This window comes from Rickettsia endosymbiont of Cantharis rufa (assembly GCF_964026445.1).
Classification (GTDB): Bacteria; Pseudomonadota; Alphaproteobacteria; order Rickettsiales; family Rickettsiaceae; genus Rickettsia.
This window is the reverse complement of the sequence record NZ_OZ032150.1, coordinates 450,448-475,629: the sequence shown is the minus strand read 5'-3', so window position 1 is coordinate 475,629 and position 25,182 is coordinate 450,448. Positions and strand designations below refer to the sequence as shown.

Here is a 25,182-nt window from a genome sequence, read left to right as displayed (position 1 = left end):
AAAATACTAATAATATTAGTATTTTAAGTTTTTTTCTGGATACCGTGGTCAAGCCACGGTATGACAACAATCCTAGTTCTGCTCTTTTTTCATAAAAAATGATCTTACAATATATAAAACAAATATTGTAATAAACCAATATATTAATGCCCGACCTGCTGTTAATAGATTAAATTCACCGTCATATATTTGAATAAATAATAAATACGCACAAGCTATTAAGATAAACGGAACAATAATAAATATTAAGGGACATTTAAAAGGTCTTTGAGCGTCAGGTAATCTTATCCTAAATAACACCACTATTATTGTAACGGTTATATAATCAATAAGTGCTCCCATCGAAGTTAATTGTGTTAATAATTCCGTAGAACAAAACCCTCCAAGGATAGCGGCTAAAGAAGCAAATATTATAATCGTAATATATGGGCTATCATATTTAGGATGTAGTTTTGCAAAACTTTTCGGTAATAATCCGTCACGTGCTATAGCATAAAAAATACGAGAAATACCGTAAATATTCATCATTAACACCGTCATCATACCGCAAATTGCACCGGTTGCAACAATAGCCGAACCAATCTTACTGTTATTAATAGTTAATGCATATGCAAGCGGTTGATCATTATTTAGCTGATCAAAAGGAGCTATACCCGTAACAAGCCCTGCCATTACCACATATACTATAGTAGTTAAAACAAGCGATCCAATTATACCAATCATTATATCGCGTTTTGGATTTTTACACTCTTCAGCAGCGGTTGCAATCGTTCCAAAACCTGTAAAAGCTAAGAATAAGATAGATGAACCAACCAAAACATTACTAAAACCGAACGGCATAAAATTGCTCCAGTTAGTAGCATCGAAATGCGGAGCAGCTGCAAGTACAAAGACAAATATTGCTGCCATCTTTACAAAAACTAAAATAGCATTTAACCTTTTACTATCCTTAGTACCTAAATATAAAATAAATCCAATAAATACTGAAATTAAAAACGCCGGTAGATTTATTATACCACCATTTGTCGGTACCGTAGTTAATGCTTTTGATAAATTGATTCCACCTGCTTCAAGTATTCCTTGTGCATAACCTGACCAACCAGCGGCTACTATTCCCGCAGCTACACCAAGCTCCAATATTATAACACTACCGATCATCCAAGCAAATACTTCGCCAAATGCTACATAAGAATATGTGTAAATACTTCCTGAAGTCGGAAGCATAGCTGCAAGCTCAGTATAAACGAGGGCTACGAAAATACATGTAATACCTGCAATTGCGTAAGATACCATTACAGCAGGACCTGAGTATTTAGCAGCAATTATACCGGTAACGACAAATACACCGGTACCGATCATAGCACCAAGACCTAGCAATATTAAATCAAATGCTCCAAGCGTTTTACTAAGACCGCTTGAACTACCTACCTCTTTTACTGATTCAAAACTTTTCTTCTTAAAAAAACTCATTTAGTTTCTCCTGTTTTTAGTGAGCTTATTTTGTATTGTCTAATGTAATAATTTTTCCGTCATTGCGAGAAACATAGTGACGAAGCAATCTCGTGCCAAAATCCTGAGATTGCCACGCTCCTTTCAGTCGTTCGCAATAACGCAATTACCTTATATCCCTAGTAATCCATCCGCCGCCAAGTACTCTTTCACCTGCATAAATAACGCATGCTTGCCCGGGGGCGACAGCTTTTTCTTCGGATAAAAATTTTACTTTCATTTTATCATCGACGAGTTTACTTATTTCGGCGTGGCGTGGTGGTCTTGTTGAGCGGATTTTAACAGCTACTTCTAGCTTTTCATTATCTTTAATCTCATCTGCAAGCCAATTAATATCTTTAATTATAAATTCTTGCACGTTTAATGCGGACACCGGTCCTACATATACTACATTGTCCTTAGGGTCAATCTTTACTACATATAAAGGTTCGCTGTAAGCTATACCAAGTCCTCGACGTTGCCCTATAGTGTAATTAATTATACCGCTATGCTCTCCTAGCTCAAATCCGTTTACGTGAATAATTTTACCGCTTTCACTACTACCCGGACGTATTTTATTTATTACGCTCTTATAATTTCCATCAGGTACAAAACATATATCTTGGCTGTCGGGTTTATTTGCTATCTCAAGTCCAAATTTATTAGCTAATCTTCTTGTTTCATCTTTAGTAAGCCCCCCTAAAGGAAAACTTAAATATTCTAACTGCTCTTTAGTGGTAGTAAATAAAAAATAGCTTTGATCTTTTACCGGATCAAGTCCCGTATGTAGCTCAGCTCCGTAATCACCGTTTATTTTTCGTACGTAATGACCAGTAGCAAGCTGACCTGCTCCAAGCTCCTTAGCCGTTTTAATTAGATCCCTGAACTTTACCGATTTATTACATTGAACGCATGGAAGCGGTGTTTCACCTTGTAAATAGCTATCGACGAAATTATCTATTACCGACTCTTTAAATTTGCTCTCGTAATCAAGTACGTAATGAGGAATACCAAGCTTGTTTGCTACCATTTTAGCATCGTAAATATCCTGACCGGCACAACAGGCATTTTTCTTCCCTACTGCTATACCGTGATCATATAGCTGCAGCGTAATACCTATTACATTATACCCCTGCTCATGCAACATTGCGGCAACTGCCGAACTATCAACTCCGCCTGACATTGCAACAACTACAGTAGACTGCTTATCCCCTAAATTAATCATAAGAACCTAAAACAAACAGCAAATTATACTAGATTTATAATTAAATTACAACACTATCTTTTAGTATATTAAAATGCTATAGTCGGTGTTGTTTAAAAAGGATTGATTAACACTCCGATGTCATTCTTAGCTAAGAGCGGAAAAGCTTTGTCGCATGGATTGAAAAACCTACTCGATGTCATTCCCGCGTAGGCGGGAATCCAGAACAATAGCTTCAATATTGCTACCGAAGTTACGTATTTGATATAATAACCATATAAAAACTAGTTTTTATATGGTTTTACCGGATTCCCGCCTACGCGGGAATGGCATAAATCGAGCCATGCAACAGCGCCAAAGCAAGAAAAACAAAATGCTTCAAAGAATTCAAAAATCATATGTTATTTAAAATATTATATAAAGCAGTTATTACATTAGCTCTAATTTATTTCGTACTGATTATTTTGGAATATGCACGTCAAGGTTTTATTAATGACTTATCATTACAAAAAGTAGATTTATCTATTCAAAATTCTATAAAAGAACCTATTTATTTAGTCTCATATGCCGATGGACCTGAATATGTTTATCGTAATCAGAATGCAATCACTCATTATGCGATTAATAAAGGTACAGATTTCATATTTAACTATAAGAAAAAGCATATTAATCAAGCATTTATAGAAAAAAACCAAGAAATTTTTAATGAACCTGCAGGAGCAGGTTTATGGCTATGGAAACCTTATATTATACTTGAAACAATGAAAAATGCACCGGAAGGAGCTATTATAGTATATTTAGATTCGGCTTTTGTTATCAAGCAGCATATCAATAATTTAACAAATCTTTTAGGCGATAATGATGTATTACTAGTACATGATCGCGATCGTAAAAACGGTAGCTTTGTTAAAGGTGAAACTTTTGTTTTAATGGATTGTCTGAACGAAGAATGCAGAAATAATGATCATATTTGGAGTGCCGTTATTATTGTGCGTAATACCGAGCTTTCTCGTTCTTTTATTGAGAAATGGCTAAAAAGTTGCGAAGATATTAGAATTCTTTCAGGTAAAGATTATAATATTTACCCTAATTATGATGAATATAAATGGCATCATTCCGATCAATCGGTACTTAGCCTTATATATCACAAAAATCCACAGTCGATTAAAGTAATAGAATATGAAAAAACAATACTTTTTTTATCTTGGTTTCACCGTAAATATTCAAATAGCTCACCGTTAAAACCTTGGTATAGCATATACGGTATAGATTCTATAATTAACTTTAATACTAACGGCAAAGTGTTACCTTCTACTGCTCTTATAAACACTCCGCTTGTAGTTAGGCTGCGTAAGTGGATTATAGAACATCAATGATGGGGCAGATGTTGTTGCATAACTTCAAAATCGTCATTGCGAGTACTCGAAGAGTGCGTGGCAATCTCATGAAATAATAACAAACTCCTGGGATTGCTTCGTCAATTACTTACGTCATTTCCTCGAAATGACGATATCTCTCGTACTTTAAAAAAACTGTAAGAGAGGGTAAGTACTTTTACGTCTTGCATTTCAGGGTCAAGCTCAAAATCTTTATCTATATAAAACGTAACTGGCATTAAGACTTTTTCGCCGGCTTTTAACAACTGTTCTTCAAAACAAAAACAATGAATTTTTACAAAATATTTTCCTGCTTTATTTGGGGTGACATTATATACGGACGTCCCTATTATATCGTTATTGCTTAAATTTTCCGTTTCATAGAACACTAGAGTATTCTGCCCAGGAACAATTTTCACTCTTTGTTGTCTTGGGATAAAACGCCAAGGTAAGTTTTTATCAACATTAGCATCAAACTCAATAATTATAGGTTTAGTGCCTTTTATCTTGGAATATACACTCACCGTTTCTTTTGCCGTTGTACCTCCATACCCCGTAACTTTACAAAACAAATTATAGATAGGTACGGAAGCAAAGCTTAGTAACATCATACTAATTATTAGTCCCAGCAAGGAAAAAGCTAGATTCTTATTAATTTTTTTAGACATTGTTTGATTTTATTTAAAAATACTCTAGAAAAAGTTTATTTTAGATCATATATGTGTTAGTATAAAGAAAATTAGTTAGTGAGGTTAGTAATGACTAATAATATTAATGCATTAGCAATTTCTAGTGAATCAGGGTTTTATAGTTATTTACAGAAAATCAATAAAATTCCGTCACTTACGCAGGAAGAAGAATTTTTATTAGCTAAATCCTATTTAGAAGAAAATGATTTAGAGGCTGCACATAAATTAGTAACTAGCCATCTTAAGCTTGTGGCAAAAATTGCAAGCGGTTATAGAACTTATGGTCTTCCTGTTACTGAACTAGTTTCAGAAGGTAATATAGGTTTAATGCAGGCAGTAAAAAAATTCAATCCTGAACTTGGTTTTCGCCTATCAACATATGCTATGTGGTGGATTAAAGCCGCTATCCAAGAATATATATTAAAATCTTGGTCATTAGTAAAAATGGGAACAACGGCTGCACAAAAAAAATTATTCTTTAGCCTTAACAAAATTAAGCGTAAAATTACTAATTTATACTCAAGGGCTATTACGGCTGATGATTTTGTCCAAATAGCAGATGAACTCGGTGTTTCGGTTAATGAAGTTTCCGAAATGAATAGTAGAATTTCAGGTCCTGACTTATCGCTAAATAACGCTATAAATAGTGACGATGCAGAATCGGGAGAGCTAATAGAGCTGCTACCTGAATCACGCCCAAGTCCTGAGGCTATGGCTATTAGTAGGCAAGATTCTACTAGTAAAAAGAAGTTACTAACAAGTGCTATGAAAGTTTTAAACGATAGAGAACTCCGTATTTTAACAGAGCGTAAATTAATAGATACTCCTAAAACTCTAGATATTCTAAGCAATGAGTATAATATTTCTAAAGAACGCATTAGACAAATAGAGAATACGGCTTTTGAGAAAATAAGAAAGTTTATTTTAAACCATAGTAGTCAAGTAGCTTAATATCATTCCCGTTGTTGTATGGCTCGTTTAATGTCATTCCCGCAAAAGCGGGAATCCAGTAAAGTAAAGCTTTTAAAAAAAGCTATACTTTACAAAACTATGTAATAAAAAATCTTTAGGATTAGGATTTTTTTAGCCTGGATCCCCGCTTTCGCGAGGATGACATCGAGTGAGATTTCTCTTAAATTACCCCTCATGCGCTTTCGCAGAAATGATATCAATTCAGCACACCTGACCATTCAGGATCGGAAGCATCCGCCGGTGTTATAATTTCTCTTTCATTATGACCTGTTAGATCAATTGCAAAAATTTTGTTTTTTCCAGGAGCTTTAGCTCTTGATGGCCAACCTTTAGCATACATAATAACTCGTCCATTAGGTGACCAACAAGGGCTTTCGACTAAATACCCGCTTGTTATTATCCTTTCGCTATTTTCGCCTTCTTGTGAACATGCTTTCATAATTCCGATGTTAAAGGTTTTTCCTTCAGCCCCTTTAATACTTTTAGTAAATACTATATAGTCTCCTCGAGGCGACCAGCTAGGAGCAGTGTAAGAACCTCCACCAAAACTAATACGCTCTACATTACCCCCATCTGAACTCATGATATATAATTGAGGAACACCACTTCTATCGGAATTAAACACAATTTTTTTACCATCCGGTGAATAGCTAGGAGAGGTATTAATACCAAAACCATCAGTTAATTTATGAAGTCGTTTGGTAGCAAGATTAATTTCATAAATATGGGTTGAACCGTTTTTGGCTATCGACATTACGGCTTTTTTGCCATCCGGTGAAAATCTAGGAGCAAAAGATATACCGGCAAAATCGACTACTACGCTTTCTTTGCCTGTTTTTAAGTCTTTTTCATAAACAAGTGCTCTTCTTTTAGTTGCGTATGAAACATAAAAAATCTTATCCGCTGAACGAGCAAATCTTGGTGTTAATACTAGTGACTTTCCATTAGTAAGGTATTTATTATTAGCCCCGTCATAATCCATCAAAGCAATTCTTTTTATTTTCGGCAAAGAAGTACTTTCTGATACATATACTATTTTACTGTCAAAATAACCGAAATCACCAGTAATTTTTTCATAAATTTTATCGGCAATTTTATGTGCTGCTCTTCGCCATAGATTTTCCGGTACTTCAAAAATTTCACCGGCAAGCTGTTTTTCAAGCAACGTATCCCATAATATAAAACTAATTTTAAGCTTACCGTCTTCAAGCTTTTTAACTTCACCGTTTACTAAAAGACTAGCATTAATTTGACGCCACGCAGCAAAAAGCGGCTTATATTCTATCCCTGTCCTCTCTTCTATAAAAGAGGTAGAAGAAATAGGACGAAATAATCCCGAAAGCTTCAAATCATTAGAGATAACTTTAACCACATCGTAACTTACTACGTCATCGACAGAACTATCGGCATCAAATTTATTTACTGCTATAGGCGTGGGATCAGCTCGCCCATGCTCAATATTTATTGTTTCAAGTGCATAGCCGGTAAAGCTAAATAATAGTGATAGTATAAGATGTATAATATTTCTCACTCAAAATACTCCTTTTATCAAATTCCGTTATAGTAATGGTATTTTATGTCATTCCTGCGAAATGAAGAATTGGGATACGAAGATCAACTTGGAGAAGAGCAAGGGGTCTGTAAGCCGGAGAGCGGAGCGTATACTTAATACGTGAGCATCTGAGAACTTACAAAGACGATATAGCCAATTTTTCAAGCTCATCGAGTATCCATTAACCAAAAATCCTCATCAATTCTTCCCATTCTCTTTTAGTCATACCGCTAGTCTCATGAGTCACTTTTTCACCGTTTATCATTCTTTTAATTACGTCCAAACCTTTACGTGAAATACTTACTCCCTGCAAACGATATTCCTCAAAAGCTTCATAGGTAAAAGGAACCCAAGCTTTGACTATCTCAAGCATTTTTTTGGCATAAACTCTAATTTCATATTGTGCGTGAGGGTCGGCTCGCAATCTTAAGAAATGAAGTAGATTATGTAAATTAATCTTCCAATACCATTCAGTATAATAATTTAAAGTTAAATTCATACGGGCAAGCTCTCTTGCTATCCCTGTAGTATTCTCATCTATAATATTACCCCCTTCATCGGCATTCATCAACTCCTTATAATGCCCGTAACACTGCTTAGCATCTTCTTCTAAAATTGCAAGGACCTTTTCAGCCACTTCTTTCGGTAAGCTACCCCCTTCCCTACATTGTTTATTTACGGCAGATTGGGAAGCAATATTTGCCGGTTCGGGCAAATAAAATTCGTTGCCTAAAATAGAGTATCTTGCCGAATATTCATTAACGCTAGCCGTTCTATGCCTAATCCATTGCCTTGCAATAAATATCGGTAGTTTAATATGAAATTTGATGTCACACATCTCAAAAGGGGTGGTATGGTAATGACGAAGCAAGTAGTTTATCAGCCCTTTATCTTGGTTTAATTGTTTCGTACCCTTACCGTAAGATACACGAGCTGCTTGTACTATAGCACTATCATCTCCCATATAATCGATAACTCTAATAAACCCGTGATCTAACACTTTTATAGGCTCGTATAAGATTTCTTCTAGTGCCGCAACTGTTGCTCTTTTTGTAGTGTTGTGCATTCTATTTATCCTTTATGTATTTCTTTAAATTAACCTTTTCGATGTCATTCCCACGTTGTTGTATGGCTCGTTTTTTGTCATTCCTGCGAAAGCAGGAATCCAAAGTAAAACGAGATAAATTGAGCTTTTAAAAGCTTTAAAGTATTGGATTCCCGCTTTCGCGGGAATGACATCGATCCTTAAGTTGACACCCATACACTTCTGCAGGAATGACATAAAGTTATGACAAATAACTATATAAATTTTTACCGTTTCTTTTTAGCCATAATTTTGCCGGTTGGTACTGAGGATATATCTCCTCAACTAATTGCCAAAAGTTTTTACTATGATTCATTTCCTTTAAATGCGCCATTTCGTGAGCTATAAGATATTTCAGTACTTCAAAGGGGAAAAAAACTACTCGCCAATTAAAAGCAAGATTCCCTTTACTACAGCAACTCCCCCAACGACTAACATTTTTCGTTATTCTAATATTGGAATAAGTCAAATTATGTTTTTTGGATATGTTCTCTACTATTATTTTTATTTCTGCTAATAATTTCTTTTTAAGAAATACTTCTATACTAAGTTTTTTTAGTACTATACTGCAATACACTTCTAACGTAGAATCATTTAGTTTTATCTGATTTTTAGACGAATCAATATGTATTATTTCATAAGATTTACCCAAAATAGAAATCTTATCTTCATCCTTTGGGATCTCGGTTACATTACGGCGTAATTTTTGCCTAATCCAGTATTCTTTACTTAACAGAAAATTATGACCTTTTTCAGCTTTTGCCTTAAGAGGCAATACAAGCTCTGCTCCTTTGGGCGTAATTCGAATGACTATATTTTTAGCTTTGCTACTCCTCCTTACTATAACATTTCGAGGTTCACCGTATTTGGTAAGAGTAATAAAATCTTCCATTTAAAATTCTATATACTTACTAGGATCAACTGCAACTTTGTTTTTACGCATTGCAAAATATAACTTATGTTCCACATGTCCGATAACATTATTTCTAGCAACTTTATCACCTTTTTTAAGCAATAAATCGTCTAAACTTGCATATGCTACTTCTAAATCATCTTTATCTAATTTAACTATTACTAAATTACCGAATTGTTTGTTAAAACCTGAATATATTACTGTTCCTGCAGCTATCGATTTAACTTCGCTATATTCTTTAGCCGCAATATCTATCCCTTTATTTTTTCCGGCTTTAAACTCAGTAATAACTACCCCGTTTAACGGCTTTGCAAAATTTAACTGTTCTATCTCTTCTTCGTCTTCATTACTAGATGTAGGGATCTCAATAGCATCATTATCATCTTCTATAATTTCTGCTTTTGGTTCTTCGAGTATACCGCTAACTTTTTCTGATGTGGGAGTATCTTCCATAGTTCTTTGAACTATCAGCCCCTCATCGTGGTCTAGTCCAGTAGGATTATTATTTGCAGTAATAGCCCCTATTTTATACTCAATTGGAGCAGGTGGCTGATCAACGCAAGCAACTAAACAAAAACATATAATAGTACCAAGTGCAACAGGATATTTCATATATTCAACAAAATTATTATTTATATTAGCTAATAGATTATACTTATTATATAATTCTTATCATTATTTTCCATCAAAAAAAATTAATTATGAAAAATTACGATATTGTTATAGCTAGTGATCATTCAGGTTATGAGCTAAAGTCTAAAATTATCAATTATTTAGAACAGAAATCTCTAAAGATTTATAACTGCGGAACGAATAATACACAAACCGTTGATTATCCTGATTATGCTAAGAAAGTAGTAGATATTATTATTGAAAAATTAGCACCTATCGGTATTTTAATTAGTGATACGGGAATTGGTATGTCTATAGCTGCTAATCGTAGCTCAGAAATAAGAGCTGCTTTGTGTAACGATATATTAACTACCGAAAATGCTAAAGCTCATAATGACGCTAATATTTTGATATTGGGAGCAAAAACCATAGATCACAAAATAGTATTTGATATTATAGATAGGTTTTTAACCACTAAATTTGAAGGCGGTAGACATAGCACTCGCTTATCAAAGATAAAGTAATTTTATAAACTATTAGGTACTGTGAAGATTTTTAAAAAGTTGTTGCACAAACATTCATGATGTCATTCCTGCGAAAGCAGGAATCCATAAGACTATTTAATTAAATCTTTCCACTCAGGATTAGTTTTTTCTATCAGTTCTATTTTTCAACTACGTTTCCATTTTTTTAAGTTTTTTTTCTCTAGTAAGTGTTTCTTTAATATCAGTAAACTCTTCTGTATAAACAAGTTTTGTAATATTATACTTTGAGGTAAAACCTTTTATTATTTTTTGTTTATGTTCATAAGCACGATGTATTATATTGGTCGCACCTCCATTTTACAGATGTGGATATTAAAAGGCTATACGTTCAATAAGAGTTCCGATGACTTTATCATGAATATCCAATGACTTGGAAAAACAAATTGTTTTACGTGTCAGTCTTTTGCATCTTGTTCTAAGATTTAAGTTACCCCGTTCTATCCGTTGAGTATATTTTTTACTAACAATGTGTTTTTTGGGATCTAATAACCTAGCATAACTTCCCCATCCATCTGTAAAGTAAAAAGTAACCTTAAAATCCTCCAGTTTTTTTCAGTAATGATTCTGATGTGCTATCACATCTTGTACCAAAAGTATAAGCAACTACTTTTAACAAAATCTTATCCAAAGAATATCAAAGCCATCTTTGTTTGGATTTATTCTGTACATAAGGCCATTGTTCATCTATTTCAGGAGCAATAATTACTTCTATCGTATTGATAGAATGATTTATCTTTTTTAACGCTAGATTTTTTTAAAACACGGATAACCGTATTGATACCCACTTTTAATACTCTTACTGTATCCCTAACTCCAGAGCCATTGATTGACATATCTACTATCTGAGCCTTGACTCCAGGCTTAGAGGCATTATTAATATATTACAGTTAAAAATATCGATTACACTGCTTGCATTGATATCTCTGTTGTTTTGAAATTGAATATCCCGCCTTTACTACTTTTTCTGTGTCGTTATAATATCTACACTTAACATCTATTCTTGATCTACACTTAACATCTATTCTTGCCATAACTCCTTAACTATAATTCTCTCTTATTACTGTTTGAGGATTATAGACTATTCATGCTAAACTGCAATACGGGGGTGCGACCACATATAAAAAAGTTGTTTTTTACATGTTTATTTTATACTAAGGTTTATTTTTCTAGATTCCTGCTTTCGCAGTAGTGACATTAGGGGCATGCAACTCATCCTCCTTTTTCAACCAATATTTACTACAGGCGAAAAAATTAGGATTAATGAAATTTTCTTTACCGTAAGTAACTTCTTTTCCATCGCAACCTAAAATATTACCGCCGCCGGCTTTAATTAAAGCATGACCTGCCGCTATGTCCCACTCCATAGTTTGACCAAATTTAGGGTATATATCGGCTTCACCTTCAGCAATTAAGCATAGTTTAATTGAACTGCTTATTGCATTTATTTTACCAAATGAATATTTACTTAAAAATTCTTTAGTAGCTTCATTTGAATTATAAAAGCCTATTACGGCATTAAAGTTCTCATGTTTAAATTCATGATTAGCAAATATTTCTCTAGAATTCTGTTCAATTTTTAAACGACCGTTTACATCGGTATAATATAGCTTTGCTATTTCAGGATGATATATCAAGCCGATAGTCGGAAGGCCGTTTTCAATAAGTCCTATATTTATCGTATATGTACTTTTGCCGTTTACATAACTTCGAGTCCCGTCAATAGGATCAATTAACCAAAAAGTATCACTATTTAATATAGGTAGCGGCTGCTCTTCACATACTATAGCTATTTGAGGGGTTAAGACTTGTAAAGCCTGATAAATTACTTTACTGATTTCCTTATCAGCATTAGTAACGAAAGAACCATCTGATTTAGTATCAACTAATATTCCTGATTTTTTTATATCTAATGCAATCTTACCGGTATTAATAATTAAATCTTTTAGAGCAGCTATTAGGTTATTATTCATATTATTTATTAAATGCGAATAGCGAATTATTGCAGATGTTCGATATCATTCCTGCGAAAGCAGGAATCCAAAGTAAAGCGAGATAAATCGAGCTTTTAATTTTAAAAATTTGCTGTATGTATGCTTTTTTCTGGATTCCTGCTTTCGCAGGAATGACATTAGCAGCTCAGCAACAAAGATTTTCTCAATAAAATATTACTTATGTAATTTGCTATCGGGAATGTTTAACATTTTTGCGGCTATATCATCCTCTAGCCACTGACCGGTATTTAGAAGTGTAGATTTCTGCAACTCAGCAATTTGATGATCAGGTGACCCCGGTAACATTTGCCAGCCTAAATACTCAATCCCGTAATATTCTATATCAACCATTCTTAAATAAGAGTCCATATTTTCTAGATCTTTTTTATTATTTGCAAAAATTACTATTTTCGTAGGTTGCTTTGGTATAATTTTTAAGAACTCTATAAGAGTTTTTACTTTATTTATATTACCGGTAAATATTATACCTAAATAAAAAATAGGAGCTCCAGCATCACTTGGATTAAATCTAAATACATCTTTATTATTAACTTTATTAGTAAAATTAATATTAAGTCCGTAAAGTAAGGTATATAACCATCCTTCATAATTTTCAATTAAATTACATGGGGATGTTATTTCCTGAAGACCTAAAACCGTTGCACCTTGCTGTTTCATCTTATTAATTAAATCTACCCATTTAGATTCAACAAGCATCATTTGACGTTGCTCTATCAATTGTGCAATGGTTTTATTAACTGATGAATTAGCCACTGCAAGACTATATAAATATTTAGTAAAATTTATATAAGAATTATCTTGGTATCGAAATAATTTGGATTTCGGTGCTATAATAGTATTATCTATATTTACAAGTACCAGCGTGTCTACATCCATCTTTGGTAATAAATTTTTCATTGTTACCGAATCTACAGAGTAAGTAGGAATAATTTGACCATAACTTACACACGAAATAATTAAGCAAAGCAAACTCAATAAAACTTTATTCACTTTTGTCATAAGGATTTTTACCTTTTGCATTATTATTCTTTAAAGGTGGATTATTTCTTTTTACTTTATTTATTTGAGGTATTAAATCATTAATTAGTTTAGTATAATTTGCTACATTTTGATTTCCTTCAGTATTGCTATTATTATAATGATAACCAATAAATAATATATTAGAACTATAACTATTAAGTTGAAATTCCATTGATTTTAATAATTCTATATTGCTGCTAATCATTATAAAAGCTTTGGGAATAAATCTTATTTGAATAAGGAATTTAAAAATTATTTCTGCTTCCGGTATGTTATTACCTGTCAATATGCCTTTATAAAATACCGGATAAGTATTAGCAAAACTGTTTAAATTGTTAAAAATAACATAATTATTGTTTGGAAAACTATTTGAAAAATCAATATTGAAATTTTTCTTTAAATAATCGGCAAACCATATTTCAAATTTAGGAATATTATTAAAATTACCGGTAAAGCCATCATTTACTGCTATTATAGGGATTTTACTATTACTTATTTCATTTACAAAATTTGGAAAATCAGATTCTTGTAATTCTTTCTTATAACTATCATTAGTTAAAATCAATTGATCTATATAAATAGCTTTTGGATTTTTATTAATATTATGCAAAAGAGGAGCTAGTGTAAGATAAATATCTTTATCAATTTGTCCACCGGTAGGAACTAAAGACTTAAACAAAAATTCATCTAAAGCCGTTACTACTAATAAATCCTGCGGCACATAATTTTTATTATAATTCTCATCAAAATCTTGTTTTATTTTATCTAAACTATCTATTTCTATAATCTCTGCACGAGCTATAGATGCAATAAATAATATTAGAATAAATATATATTTTTTAAACATTTACGGTTTCCTGCGTTTCTATGTCATTCCCGCGTAGGCGGGAATTCAGTACTTTTAAAACTTTTTAAAAGCTTGGGTTATCTCGCTTCACGCTGGATTTCCGCCTACGAGGGAATGACATCGAGTAGGTTTCTCGAGCCATGCAACTAAAGTTCCGCTTTTAGCTAGGGATGACATATATTAGTGTTACCATATCACAATGCTAATATCAATCCATATTAACTTATAATACGGTAAATATGTTTGGAAGTTTTTTTAGCTCGATTGGTAGCGGCATAGGAAATGCATTTGATGGCGGTATATTTTCAAGCATAGGAAGATTTGCCAGTAAAATGCTTGGTGAGTATTTAGATCAACTAAATCATAAACCGATAGAATAAGACAATTATTACATGAAGAATCAGTAATAATAAGTAAGCAAGGCCTAGATTTCAGATTTAGTAACTCTGCAGTGGATTTTATGAGGAGTATGTATGAGAAAATATCGGTTTATTTGCAAATAGTTTTAAGCTTGATTGCGGGATATTACAGAAATTTAATAACGTTAAGTTACTTGATAGCAGCAATATAAAATTGCCCGACAATTAGGATATAGTCGAGCAAGTTATGTGGAATTTGTTACTAATGAGAAGCTTGTAACGTTAATAGAATGCCATAAGCGTGCATTTGAATATTTTGGCGGAGTACCAAAAGAAGTGCTTTATGACAATATGAAAACAGTAATACTGGGTAGAGATACGTATGGTCTTGACATACATCTTTTTAATAAAGGAATGCTAGATTTTGCAAAACATTATGGTTTCCGCTTAAGAGTGTGTAGACCTTATCAAGCAAAAACCAAGAGCAAGGTTGAGCGATTTAATAGATATCTCAGAGAAAGCTTTTATAACCCATTAGTGACAAAATTAAAAACAGCAGAGCTAGTGTTGGATGTGGATACTGCAAATTCAGAGGTGCTAAAATGGCTGCGAGATATAGCGAATATGCGTGTGCATGGCACCACAGGTGAAATACCTGTAAAAAGATTAAAGTCTGAGAGGAGTACTCCTCAACCACTACCATTGGATTATAGCGGTAGTCATCCTGCGGTATTAGAGATTATGGAAGGTAAAGAAGAACGATTTTCTACAGTTTCTTTGCAGCATTCCCTATGCGTATACTAGATATATTGGAGGCATTATGAACCTGCAGCACCAACGTATAGCAGAGATGTGCCACTCATTAAATCTTGTTCAGGTAGCTGAAAATTATTTTGATATCGCACAGTCCTCTAGTAAAGAAGACTCAAGTTATACGGATTTCCTTGAGTCAATATTAAAAACAGAGTTGTTGGCGCGACAAAATAGGAGTATAATGAACTGAAAAAATTGGACAAAAAATAGTTGGTGTATCTTGGTAATAAGTTAGAATGCAGGCAATAACTTATAGGATATAAAATGACAAGAAAACAGATACGGAATTTCAGTGCTAAAGAGAAGACAAGGATAGTGTTAGAATTATTAAAAGAGGATGTAACAATATCACAGTTATCATCTAAATATGAGGTTAGCAGCAATAGCATATCACATTGAAAGAAGTAGTTTTATCAAATGCAGCGATAGCATTTGAGCCAGCCAAGGTAGTTAGTGAATATCAAGAGCAAATTAATAGACTTAAGGAACAGAATGATGAACTAGCGAAGGATTTGGGGAAAACTACAATCGAGAGGGATTGGGCAGTGGGAAAGCTAAGAAGCTTGGATTTATTAAATAGAAAGAGTCTTGTAGAGTCCAAGCTAGGACAATTACCAAAGACAAGACAATGTGAATTATTAGGGGTTAACCGTTCTTCAGCATATTATAAAGTACAAGAGGTTAGTAGCTATAATATAAGTATATTAAATAGAATAGATGAGATATATACAGATAATCCAGAATTTGGATATCGTTATATATATCATCAATTATTAGAAGATGGGTATAAGATAGATCGAGATCGAGTACTAAAATATATGAGATTAGTTGGTATTGAAGCGATATATCCTCATAAAAAGAAACTCACTACCATCAAAGATGGTGAGCATAAAATATACAGCTATCTACTTGATAAATTCTGGATTAAAACAGATAAGACTAAGAAAGTAGTTGTTCCTACTGCCAATGAGGTTTGGAGCGGAGATATTACATATATTCGCACTAAAGGCGGCTTTATGTATCTAACAGCCATTATAGATTGGCATAGCAAAGCCATATTAAGCTATAAACTGTCGAATAGTATGGATGGACTATTAGTTACTGATGTATTGAAGGAGGCATTAAGTAAGTATCAAGCTCCGCAGATTTTTAATAGTGATCAGGGTAGTCAATATACTAGCAATGATCATATAAGTATTCTTAAAAGTCATGATATACAGATATCAATGAACGGTAAGGGCAGAAATATTGATAATATTGTTATTGAGCGTTTCTTTAGGACACTGAAATATAATTGTATATTTATTAATGATTATCAAAATATAGGAGAACTTAAAGAGGGTATCAATGATTATATCAGTAAATATAATTATCAGAGATTTCATTCGAGTATTGGGTATAAAAAACCCATGAATGTATATCTCGATAGTATACAACATCATACACAAATAGCAGCTTAATTTTGAACAAAATTACCAAGTACATTGCTCATATATTTTGTCTTGATTTTTCAGGTCATTATAATATTTGATAGTCAAGATAATTATCGCACAAGAATTCTACTCCTTTTATCGATTCTTTTTGGGGAGGATTACCCTTACTTAACTTGACTATGCCTAATTTATTGCTTGACTTATTATGAATCTAATAATATTTTACCATGAAACATGGTTTTTTATTTTAATATTAAAAGAAGAGTGAGGTATATTATGCCCAGTTATAGACAAAACATTTTGGATTTAATTACAGAAATCAAAGCGGTAACTAACCAAAACCCAAGCTTACTAGACAAAGATTTAGTTTTTAATTTTAAGGTAAGTAATCAGCGCATTGACCATCAGTATACAATAAATGAACTTTTAGAGCGCTTAAATTTTATGATGGATCCAGTTTTATATAATGAACTCACATTAAGAGGTAATGTAGATTACATCACACAAGCCGCAACAGCATTTAAAAAAGTAAGTAATACTGAGGATAGTATTCAATCAGTAACGGCTACTCCTACCTCAACAATTCTACACTCATCTAGCTATATGCCTATTAGAGAGAATATTATAGAAGATAAATTAATTGAGATTGAACGTGCAATAAGATATGAAGAAGTAATAAAGGAGAAGATAGAAGCAATTAAGGAGCAAATCTCTAGGAAATGTGCTTATAATGATAACAGCATAATACTTATGGAGCAAAAATTAAGTGAAAAGTATGAGCAGGATTGCTATGAAACACTAGTAAAAACTACACATGTTACATCACACCATTCTTGTTTACAAGATAATGAACGCAATGCAATACTTAAGTATTATATTGATAATGTTCAGCCCACGCAAGAATTAACACAACAAGTAAGACTAATAATTCAGACCATTCAAGATGCACTACCAGAACTCTCTGTACATCAGATATCACAATCTTTTCGTTATATTTTTTCGGCTGAAAATTATGATATTTTAGAGATCGCATTAAAAGACAGTAAAGAACTAGGTCTGAAATTAAAGGATGAAAATGGCACAGACCTGTTAATGGAATTCCAAAAAATGGAGCAACAATTAAAATCTGCTACTACTAATACAGAAAAACTTGAAAAGAGTTTAGAAGGATATATAAGCAGTAATGTCACTGACTACTCTCAAGTAAATATATTTGATGAGATAATGAAAGAAGGTATTACTACATCTGAAAATCATCCGCATGATCATGCTGTGGTACATATAATGGGGATATGTGATGCAGAAGATGGCACTTTATTGTAAACCTTCAGATTTGATCTGACATATTAAGATTGAAATTAGAAGAGTTTGTGGGTATGTAGATAACTGAGAAGTTATCTACATACCCACAAACTAAATATAGTTAGGATTATTAGAACTTGCAAGGCAACTAGGCAGCGTTAGCACTGCGTGTAAAGTATAATGACCTGAAAAATCAAGACAAAATATATGAACAATGTACTTGGTAATTTTGTTCAAAATTAAGCTGCTATTTGTGTATGATGTTGTATACTATCGAGATATACATTCATGGGTTTTTTATACCCAATACTTGAATGAAATCTCTGATAATTATATTTACTGATATAATCATTGATACCCTCTTTAAGTTCTCCTATATTTTGATAATCATTAATAAATATACAATTATATTTCAGTGTCCTAAAGAAACGCTCAATAACAATATTATCAATATTTCTGCCCTTACCATTCATTGATATCTGTATATCATGACTTTTAAGAATACTTATATGATCATTGCTAGTATATTGACTACCCTGATCACTATTCAAAATCTGCGGAGCTTGATACTTACTTAATGCCTCCTTCAATACATCAGTAACTAATAGTCCATCCATACTATTCGACAGTTTATAGCTTAATATGGCTTTGCTATGCCAATCTATAATGGCTGTTAGATACATAAAGCCGCCTTTAGTGCGAATATATGTAATATCTCCGCTCCAAACCTCATTGGCAGTAGGAACAACTACTTTCTTAGTCTTATCTGTTTTAATCCAGAATTTATCAAGTAGATAGCTGTATATTTTATGCTCACCATCTTTGATGGTAGTGAGTTTCTTTTTATGAGGATATATCGCTTCAATACCAACTAATCTCATATATTTTAGTACTCGATCTCGATCTATCTTATACCCATCTTCTAATAATTGATGATATATATAACGATATCCAAATTCTGGATTATCTGTATATATCTCATCTATTCTATTTAATATACTTATATTATAGCTACTAACCTCTTGTACTTTATAATATGCTGAAGAACGGTTAACCCCTAATAATTCACATTGTCTTGTCTTTGGTAATTGTCCTAGCTTGGACTCTACAAGACTCTTTCTATTTAATAAATCCAAGCTTCTTAGCTTTCCCACTGCCCAATCCCTCTCGATTGTAGTTTTCCCCAAATCCTTCGCTAGTTCATCATTCTGTTCCTTAAGTCTATTAATTTGCTCTTGATATTCACTAACTACCTTGGCTGGCTCAAATGCTATCGCTGCATTTGATAAAACTACTTCTTTCAATGTGATATGCTATTGCTGCTAACCTCATATTTAGATGATAACTGTGATATTGTTACATCCTCTTTTAATAATTCTAACACTATCCTTGTCTTCTCTTTAGCACTGAAATTCCGTATCTGTTTTCTTGTCATTTTATATCCTATAAGTTATTGCCTGCATTCTAACTTATTACCAAGATACACCAACTATTTTTTGTCCAATTTTTTCAGTTCATTATATACTTTGTGCTTCCCCCCATGAACCAAAGATTAGAATTAGATACTCATGCTTCAATTTATTTTCTTTACATTTCATAGTATTTTCCATATTTAAAATAAAAGTAATTAAGGACGATAATGCATTGTGGATGCTATTAAATTCTTATCCTCGGTCGCGCCCCCCGTATTGCAGCTTAGCATGAATAGTCTATAATCCTCAAACAGTAATAAGAGAGAATTATAGTTAAGGAGTTATGGCAAGAATAGATGTTAAGTGTAGATCAAGAATAGATGTTAAGTGTAGATATTATAACGACACAGAAAAAGTAGTAAAGGCGGGATATTCAATTTCAAAACAACAGAGATATCAATGCAAGCAGTGTAATCGATATTTTCAACTGTAATATATTAATAATGCCTCTAAGCCTGGAGTCAAGACTCAGATAGTAGATATGTCAATCAATGGCTCTGGAGTTAGGGATACAGTAAGAGTATTAAAAGTGGGTATCAATACGGTTATCCGTGTTTTAAAAAAAAATCTAGCGTTAAAAAAGATAAATCATTCTATCAATACGATAGAAGTAATTATTGCTCCTGAAATAGATGAACAATGGCCTTATGTACAGAATAAATCCAAACAAAGATGGCTTTGGTATTCTTTGGATAAGATTTTGTTAAAAGTAGTTGCTTATACTTTTGGTACAAGATGTGATAGCACATCAGAATCATTACTGAAAAAAACTGGAGGATTTTAAGGTTACTTTTTACTTTACAGATGGATGGGGAAGTTATGCTAGGTTATTAGATCCCAAAAAACACATTGTTAGTAAAAAATATACTCAACGGATAGAACGGGGTAACTTAAATCTTAGAACAAGATGCAAAAGACTGACACGTAAAACAATTTGTTTTTCCAAGTCATTGGATATTCATGATAAAGTCATCGGAACTCTTATTGAACGTATAGCCTTTTAATATCCACATCTGTAAAATGGAGGTGCGGCCACAAGTTTAAATCAAGTGACTATAACCACTTCTTTTTCTTAAAATATTTATAAGGTATAATTATAGATAATAGCATTAAAAGTAAGGCTATAGGGTAACCGTAAGGCGACTTAAGTTCAGGCATTACTTCAAAATTCATACCGTAAATACTAGCTATTAAAGTAGGTGGCAGGAAAAATATAGTAACCAACGAGAAAATTTTAATAATATTATTTTGCTCAATAGCGATCATACCTAGTGCTGCATCTAAGGTTCTAGCAATCTCACTAGATATAAACTGCGAAAAATTAATAATTGAGTCTACGTCTCTTGATAAAGTATCTAATAGGTCTTTAGACGATTTATTTTGAGTTATTTGCGGAGATTTTAAAATATATTGAATAGCCATAGTTAAAGAAAATAAACATTCTCGGCTTTTAGAAAGCAAATCACCTTTTTGACCTATTTTCTTTAATACATTGGTATGATCTATACGTAAATCATTTATATTATTATCCAATATAAGACGTCCGTAATCATCAATATCCATACTAACTGACTGTACAACATTCGATAATTTAGTCACCATATTACGAAGCAACATAAATAAAACATGCTCTGCACTATATTTATATGTCAACTGTTTGGCAAATTTAGCTATACAATCATTGAAAGAGATTAAGTCTACATAACGAACGGTAATTAGATAATTCTTATGCAGAATAAATACTATAGAATGTGTTTCCGGAAATTTTGCTTCTTTATTAACTAGTTCAGTTATGGTTAAATATAGGGCATCATTTTCAGTATATAGCCTTTCTGAAATCTCAATTTGAGATATGTCCTTTAATGTCGGTATCTCTATATTTAATGAGGCTTTTATTAGCGTTCTTTCTTCATCAGTTATATTAAATAAATCAATCCATAATGTAGATTCATTAATAATATATTCTTCAGTTTTTACTATAGAATTATTTTCCTTTAAATATGAGGTGATCATATAATCTCAAATATATTTTTGTAGAGATTAACAAACTTCAGTATTTAAAGCAAACGCTAGATGTCATCAGGAACATTATTTTTTCCTAGCTGCTCTACTTTGGTTTGTTCACAAATCTCGTATATTTTATTGCAGCTATTTTTATTAGTAAAAGCAGGAAGCCTATTAACAAAGAACTTGTACCATTCATTATTATCCAATAGATTAATGTTTTGTTCTTCCGGCTTACCTCCGACTATTATATTTGATTTATTCGCATTTCATTTTGAAGTAAAATAGCTGGTGTGATATTTTCATTATTTTTAATATTTATATCCGCACCGTTTTCTAATAAAATTCTTATGACTGATGAATAGTCTGAAGCGACTGAGTATAATAGAGCCGTATTACCTAAAGAATTTAGATGATTAATATTAATTCCATTAGCTATTAAAAAAGTTATAAGTTCTATATTCCCCCCTAAGCTATCTAAAATTACTAAATATAAAGTATTATTTTCTCCTTTTTTATCTACGGCAGTAATGTCTAACTCAAGCAATGCAGCAATAATTTTCCCCCAGCCCTCTTGATCCTTAAGTTTTTCTAGTAAGAATTTAATATTATCATGATATTAAATAAAGAGTTGATTCGCAATTAATTTATAACTCTAGGATAAATATGTAAAGTAAAAAGAGCTATGGAACTGTTAACAAAATAAATTGCAAAGAGTGAAAAAAGCGTTAAAAGTAATTGAGTCAAAAAGAGGTTTATAGTCAATTCAGTTGAATTCGCATACAAGGAGCGAGGAGCACAAACTCTATAAATAGTAGGAGAGTGACGAGTGGTACAATAGGTGAGTTTAAATCAATTGACTATATGAGTTATTTTTTTAGCAAAAGTTAATAAGGTTTTTAAGAGAATAATTATTCATGTTTCAAAAAAACCTTATAATTTCTACCACAAAGAAACATAATTAGATTATTTTAGGAATCTTCACAGACTGAATCTTATATTCAAAAAATAGTTTTTTAAGCAAAAATTGGTATTGCTAACTAGCGAGAGATAATGATAAAAAGCTCGATGTCATCCCGCTATTTATTCATGGGATCTAAAAAATACCTAAACATTTAGTATTTTAAGTTATTTTCCTGGATACCGTGGTCAAGCCACGGTATGACATCTCTCTTTAGTTAGCAATGCCCTAAAATTTATTTCTCACAAGGAGTAATATTTTCCATTGCTACTAAATAATGAGAAGGATATTTTTTATATGATCTACTTAATGCATCCACAATAAACCCTGGCCAAAACAGCGCATTAATAAGAGTTACACTATTAAAATTATCTCCAACAGCAATATTAAGTTGTTTGTATCCTTCTTTTTTACAATCAATTAACACTGCACCTGAGATTCTCCGTACCTTTACTATCCCTGGATTATTTGGCAAGACATAACTTCCTCCTGTTCCATCAGTAACGGTACATACTACATTTTCTAAAACAGCGTTATTCTTAGTATCTATAACTTTAACATGAGTATCTTGGATCGTACCGGAAAAAATTGTAGCACAACCACTTAAGATTATAGTACTCATTAATAAAGTAACAAGTTTATAAAGTTTCATTTTATATTTTTAAATTAATTATTTAGTACTTTTATCTTATTGATAATTAATAGCTATAGCAGAACTGCTAAAAGTAGCTTTATTGTATGGTTTGAAAAAGATGTTATGAAGACTTTTAGGAACTATAGAAGAAATTGCTTAGTAATTAAAAGTAAACGATTAGTTAAAGATAGTGACAGTAAATGTTTGGACTGAGTAACTACTTATATAAATATAAGTAATATACTAATTTAGTCTTTAAGGAGGTAATCCAGCCGCAGGTTCCCCTACGGCTACCTTGTTACGACTTCACCCCAGTCGCTAATTTTACCGTGGTTGGCTGCCTCTTGCGTTAGCTCACCACCTTCAGGTAAAACCAACTCCCATGGCGTGACGGGCAGTGTGTACAAGGCCCGAGAACGTATTCACCGCGGCATGCTGATCCGCGATTACTAGCGATTCCAACTTCATGCTCTCGAGTTGCAGAGAGCAATCCGAACTGAGATGTCTTTTAGGGATTTGCTCCACGTCACCGTCTTGCTTCCCTCTGTAAACACCATTGTAGCACGCGTGTAGCCCAACCCGTAAGGGCCATGATGACTTGACGTCGTCCCCACCTTCCTCCGGCTTATCACCGGCAGTTTTCTTATAGTTCCCGGCATTACCCGCTGGCAAATAAGAATGAGGGTTGCGCTCGTTGCGGGACTTAACCCAACATCTCACGACACGAGCTGACGACAGCCATGCAACACCTGTGTGCGGTCCAGCCGAACTGAAGGAAAGCATCTCTGCGATCCGCGACCACCATGTCAAGGGTTGGTAAGGTTTTTCGCGTAACATCGAATTAAACCGCATGCTCCACCGCTTGTGCGAGCCCCCGTCAATTCCTTTGAGTTTTAATCTTGCGACCGTACTCCCCAGGCGGAGTGCTTAATGCGTTAGCTGCGAAACCGAGAGAGATTCTCCCGATATCTAGCACTCATCGTTTACGGCGTGGACTACCAGGGTATCTAATCCTGTTTGCTCCCCACGCTTTCGTGCATCAGCGTCAGTTGTAGCCCAGATGACCGCCTTCGCCACCGGTGTTCCTCCTAATATCTAAGAATTTCACCTCTACACTAGGAATTCCATCATCCCCTACTACACTCTAGATTAGTAGTTTTGAAAGCAATTCCGAGGTTAAGCCTCGGGCTTTCACTTCCAACTTACTAAACCGCCTACGCACTCTTTACGCCCAGTAATTCCGAACAACGCTAGCCCCCTCCGTCTTACCGCGGCTGCTGGCACGGAGTTAGCCGGGGCTTTTTCTGCAAGTAACGTCATTATCTTCCTTGCTAAAAGAGCTTTACAACCCTAAGGCCTTCATCACTCACTCGGTATTGCTGGATCAGGCTTTCGCCCATTGTCCAATATTCCCCACTGCTGCCTCCCGTAGGAGTCTGGGCCGTGTCTCAGTCCCAGTGTGGCTGATCATCCTCTCAGACCAGCTACAGATCGTAGGCTTGGTGAGCCATTACCTCACCAACTACCTAATCTGACGCGGGCTCATCCATCAGCGATAAATCTTTCCTCCGTAGAGAATATACGGTATTAGCTTTTATTTCTAAAAGTTATTCCGTACTGATGGGAAGATTCCCACGTGTTACTCACCCGTCTGCCACTAACTAATTGGAGCAAGCCCCAATTAGTCCGTTTGACTTGCATGTGTTAAGCATACCGATAGCGTTCGTTCTGAGCCAGGATCAAACTCTCAAGTTTGATTCTGTCTATTTTTACTTTAAAAAACTGACAGGTTTAATTATCACTATTGTGATATGTACATGTTTACTGTCACTATCTATATCTAATTATTTACTTTTAAAAACAGCTGCGACTTTTTTTCATTTATCGCTT

Annotated in this window: 23 protein-coding genes, 1 rRNA gene and 6 pseudogenes; 11 read left to right on the top strand and 19 right to left on the bottom strand. The window is 33.4% G+C overall.

Annotation, left to right across the window (positions count from 1 at the left end; genetic code table 11):
* Positions 1–72: 72 nt before the first annotated feature.
* Both AAGD46_RS02625 and mnmA read right to left on the bottom strand, forming a co-directional pair.
* Positions 73–1,470: an amino acid permease gene (locus AAGD46_RS02625; RefSeq protein WP_341787655.1), complete on the bottom strand. Its 1,398-nt coding sequence runs from the start codon at positions 1,468–1,470 to the stop codon at positions 73–75.
* Between the two features lie 145 nt (positions 1,471–1,615).
* The gene (gene mnmA, locus AAGD46_RS02620; protein WP_341787654.1) at positions 1,616–2,713 is read right to left on the bottom strand and encodes a tRNA 2-thiouridine(34) synthase MnmA; all 1,098 of its coding nucleotides are present in this window, start codon (positions 2,711–2,713) and stop codon (positions 1,616–1,618) included.
* Positions 2,714–3,090: 377 nt separating this feature from the next.
* Here mnmA and AAGD46_RS02615 point away from each other — a divergent pair, with 377 nt between their 5' ends.
* Complete coding sequence (locus tag AAGD46_RS02615) at positions 3,091–4,068, top strand: hypothetical protein (RefSeq protein WP_341787653.1); 978 nt, start codon at positions 3,091–3,093, stop codon at positions 4,066–4,068.
* A gap of 101 nt (positions 4,069–4,169) precedes the next feature.
* Here AAGD46_RS02615 and AAGD46_RS02610 read toward each other — a convergent pair whose 3' ends face one another.
* On the bottom strand, positions 4,170–4,736 hold the full coding sequence (locus AAGD46_RS02610; RefSeq protein WP_341787652.1) for a cytochrome c oxidase assembly protein: 567 nt from the start codon (positions 4,734–4,736) through the stop codon (positions 4,170–4,172).
* Positions 4,737–4,826: 90 nt separating this feature from the next.
* On the opposite strand from AAGD46_RS02610, the gene rpoH reads away from it, so the two are divergent.
* On the top strand, positions 4,827–5,708 hold the full coding sequence (gene rpoH, locus AAGD46_RS02605) for an RNA polymerase sigma factor RpoH (RefSeq protein WP_341787651.1): 882 nt from the start codon (positions 4,827–4,829) through the stop codon (positions 5,706–5,708).
* Positions 5,709–5,925: 217 nt separating this feature from the next.
* On the opposite strand, the gene tolB is transcribed toward rpoH, so the two are convergent.
* The 4 genes from tolB to AAGD46_RS02580 form a co-directional block, all read right to left on the bottom strand.
* A complete protein-coding gene (gene tolB, locus AAGD46_RS02600) occupies positions 5,926–7,260 on the bottom strand; it encodes a Tol-Pal system beta propeller repeat protein TolB (protein WP_341787650.1) in 1,335 nt (444 codons plus the stop codon).
* A 202-nt stretch (positions 7,261–7,462) separates the two neighbouring features.
* Positions 7,463–8,347, bottom strand: a complete 885-nt coding sequence (gene thyX, locus AAGD46_RS02590; RefSeq protein ID WP_341787649.1) for an FAD-dependent thymidylate synthase — start codon at positions 8,345–8,347, stop codon at positions 7,463–7,465.
* A gap of 220 nt (positions 8,348–8,567) precedes the next feature.
* Positions 8,568–9,257, bottom strand: a complete 690-nt coding sequence (locus AAGD46_RS02585) for a M48 family metallopeptidase (protein WP_341787648.1) — start codon at positions 9,255–9,257, stop codon at positions 8,568–8,570.
* Positions 9,258–9,890: a M23 family metallopeptidase gene (locus AAGD46_RS02580; protein WP_341787647.1), complete on the bottom strand. Its 633-nt coding sequence runs from the start codon at positions 9,888–9,890 to the stop codon at positions 9,258–9,260.
* 89 nt (positions 9,891–9,979) lie between these two features.
* On the opposite strand from AAGD46_RS02580, the gene rpiB reads away from it, so the two are divergent.
* Positions 9,980–10,414, top strand: a complete 435-nt coding sequence (gene rpiB / locus AAGD46_RS02575) for a ribose 5-phosphate isomerase B (RefSeq protein ID WP_341787646.1) — start codon at positions 9,980–9,982, stop codon at positions 10,412–10,414.
* A gap of 146 nt (positions 10,415–10,560) precedes the next feature.
* On the opposite strand, the pseudogene AAGD46_RS02570 reads toward rpiB, so the two are convergent.
* The 7 genes and pseudogenes from AAGD46_RS02570 to AAGD46_RS02550 all read right to left on the bottom strand — a co-directional run bounded on the left by AAGD46_RS02570 (position 10,561) and on the right by AAGD46_RS02550 (position 14,314).
* Positions 10,561–10,714, bottom strand: a pseudogene (locus tag AAGD46_RS02570) (GIY-YIG nuclease family protein).
* A gap of 102 nt (positions 10,715–10,816) precedes the next feature.
* Positions 10,817–10,981, bottom strand: a pseudogene (locus tag AAGD46_RS08765) (IS1 family transposase); the annotation flags it as partial.
* 88 nt (positions 10,982–11,069) lie between these two features.
* A complete protein-coding gene (locus AAGD46_RS08760) occupies positions 11,070–11,123 on the bottom strand; it encodes a hypothetical protein (protein ID WP_410525954.1) in 54 nt (17 codons plus the stop codon).
* A 1-nt stretch (position 11,124) separates the two neighbouring features.
* On the bottom strand, positions 11,125–11,268 hold the full coding sequence (locus AAGD46_RS08755) for an IS1-like element transposase (RefSeq protein ID WP_341786690.1): 144 nt from the start codon (positions 11,266–11,268) through the stop codon (positions 11,125–11,127).
* A gap of 333 nt (positions 11,269–11,601) precedes the next feature.
* Positions 11,602–12,405: a 3'(2'),5'-bisphosphate nucleotidase CysQ gene (locus AAGD46_RS02560; protein ID WP_341787645.1), complete on the bottom strand. Its 804-nt coding sequence runs from the start codon at positions 12,403–12,405 to the stop codon at positions 11,602–11,604.
* A 195-nt stretch (positions 12,406–12,600) separates the two neighbouring features.
* Positions 12,601–13,467, bottom strand: a complete 867-nt coding sequence (locus AAGD46_RS02555) for a DUF2608 domain-containing protein (protein WP_341787644.1) — start codon at positions 13,465–13,467, stop codon at positions 12,601–12,603.
* Positions 13,430–14,314 (bottom strand): DUF2608 domain-containing protein, encoded by an 885-nt coding sequence (locus tag AAGD46_RS02550; protein ID WP_341787643.1) that lies wholly within the window; start codon positions 14,312–14,314, stop codon positions 13,430–13,432. Before AAGD46_RS02550 ends, AAGD46_RS02555 begins: the two co-directional genes overlap by 38 nt.
* Before the next feature lie 239 nt (positions 14,315–14,553).
* Here AAGD46_RS02550 and AAGD46_RS02545 point away from each other — a divergent pair.
* The 6 genes and pseudogenes from AAGD46_RS02545 to AAGD46_RS02525 form a co-directional block, all read left to right on the top strand.
* Positions 14,554–14,691: pseudogene (locus AAGD46_RS02545) on the top strand (host specificity protein); the annotation flags it as partial.
* 5 nt (positions 14,692–14,696) lie between these two features.
* A pseudogene (locus tag AAGD46_RS08750) lies at positions 14,697–14,899 on the top strand (IS4 family transposase); the annotation flags it as partial.
* Positions 14,899–15,477 (top strand): annotated as a pseudogene (gene istA, locus AAGD46_RS02540) (IS21 family transposase); the annotation flags it as partial. The pseudogenes AAGD46_RS08750 and istA, both read left to right, overlap by 1 nt.
* A 16-nt stretch (positions 15,478–15,493) precedes the next feature.
* Positions 15,494–15,676, top strand: a complete 183-nt coding sequence (locus AAGD46_RS02535) for an ATP-binding protein (RefSeq protein ID WP_341787642.1) — start codon at positions 15,494–15,496, stop codon at positions 15,674–15,676.
* 74 nt (positions 15,677–15,750) lie between these two features.
* Positions 15,751–16,946 (top strand): annotated as a pseudogene (locus AAGD46_RS02530) (IS3 family transposase).
* A gap of 417 nt (positions 16,947–17,363) precedes the next feature.
* A complete protein-coding gene (locus tag AAGD46_RS02525) occupies positions 17,364–18,242 on the top strand; it encodes a hypothetical protein (protein ID WP_341787641.1) in 879 nt (292 codons plus the stop codon).
* Positions 18,243–18,460: 218 nt separating this feature from the next.
* Here the strand turns inward: AAGD46_RS02525 and AAGD46_RS02520 are convergent, their stop codons facing one another.
* Entirely contained in the window at positions 18,461–19,525 is a 1,065-nt protein-coding gene (locus AAGD46_RS02520) for an IS3 family transposase (protein ID WP_341787640.1), read from the bottom strand.
* Positions 19,526–20,174: 649 nt separating this feature from the next.
* Here AAGD46_RS02520 and AAGD46_RS08745 point away from each other — a divergent pair.
* Positions 20,175–20,477, top strand: coding sequence for an IS1 family transposase (locus AAGD46_RS08745; RefSeq protein WP_410525927.1), 303 nt, complete (start codon positions 20,175–20,177; stop codon positions 20,475–20,477).
* Positions 20,464–20,697, top strand: coding sequence for an IS1 family transposase (locus AAGD46_RS08740; RefSeq protein ID WP_410525955.1), 234 nt, complete (start codon positions 20,464–20,466; stop codon positions 20,695–20,697). The genes AAGD46_RS08745 and AAGD46_RS08740 overlap by 14 nt, the downstream gene beginning before the upstream one ends.
* 49 nt (positions 20,698–20,746) lie before the next feature.
* Here AAGD46_RS08740 and AAGD46_RS02510 read toward each other — a convergent pair whose 3' ends face one another.
* The 4 genes from AAGD46_RS02510 to AAGD46_RS02495 form a co-directional block, all read right to left on the bottom strand.
* Complete coding sequence (locus AAGD46_RS02510; protein ID WP_341787639.1) at positions 20,747–21,706, bottom strand: magnesium transporter CorA family protein; 960 nt, start codon at positions 21,704–21,706, stop codon at positions 20,747–20,749.
* A 238-nt stretch (positions 21,707–21,944) separates the two neighbouring features.
* Complete coding sequence (locus tag AAGD46_RS02505) at positions 21,945–22,244, bottom strand: ankyrin repeat domain-containing protein (protein WP_341787638.1); 300 nt, start codon at positions 22,242–22,244, stop codon at positions 21,945–21,947.
* A gap of 649 nt (positions 22,245–22,893) precedes the next feature.
* Positions 22,894–23,310, bottom strand: coding sequence for a hypothetical protein (locus tag AAGD46_RS02500; protein WP_341787637.1), 417 nt, complete (start codon positions 23,308–23,310; stop codon positions 22,894–22,896).
* A gap of 238 nt (positions 23,311–23,548) precedes the next feature.
* Positions 23,549–25,047, bottom strand: a 16S ribosomal RNA gene (locus tag AAGD46_RS02495).
* Positions 25,048–25,182: the final 135 nt, after the last annotated feature.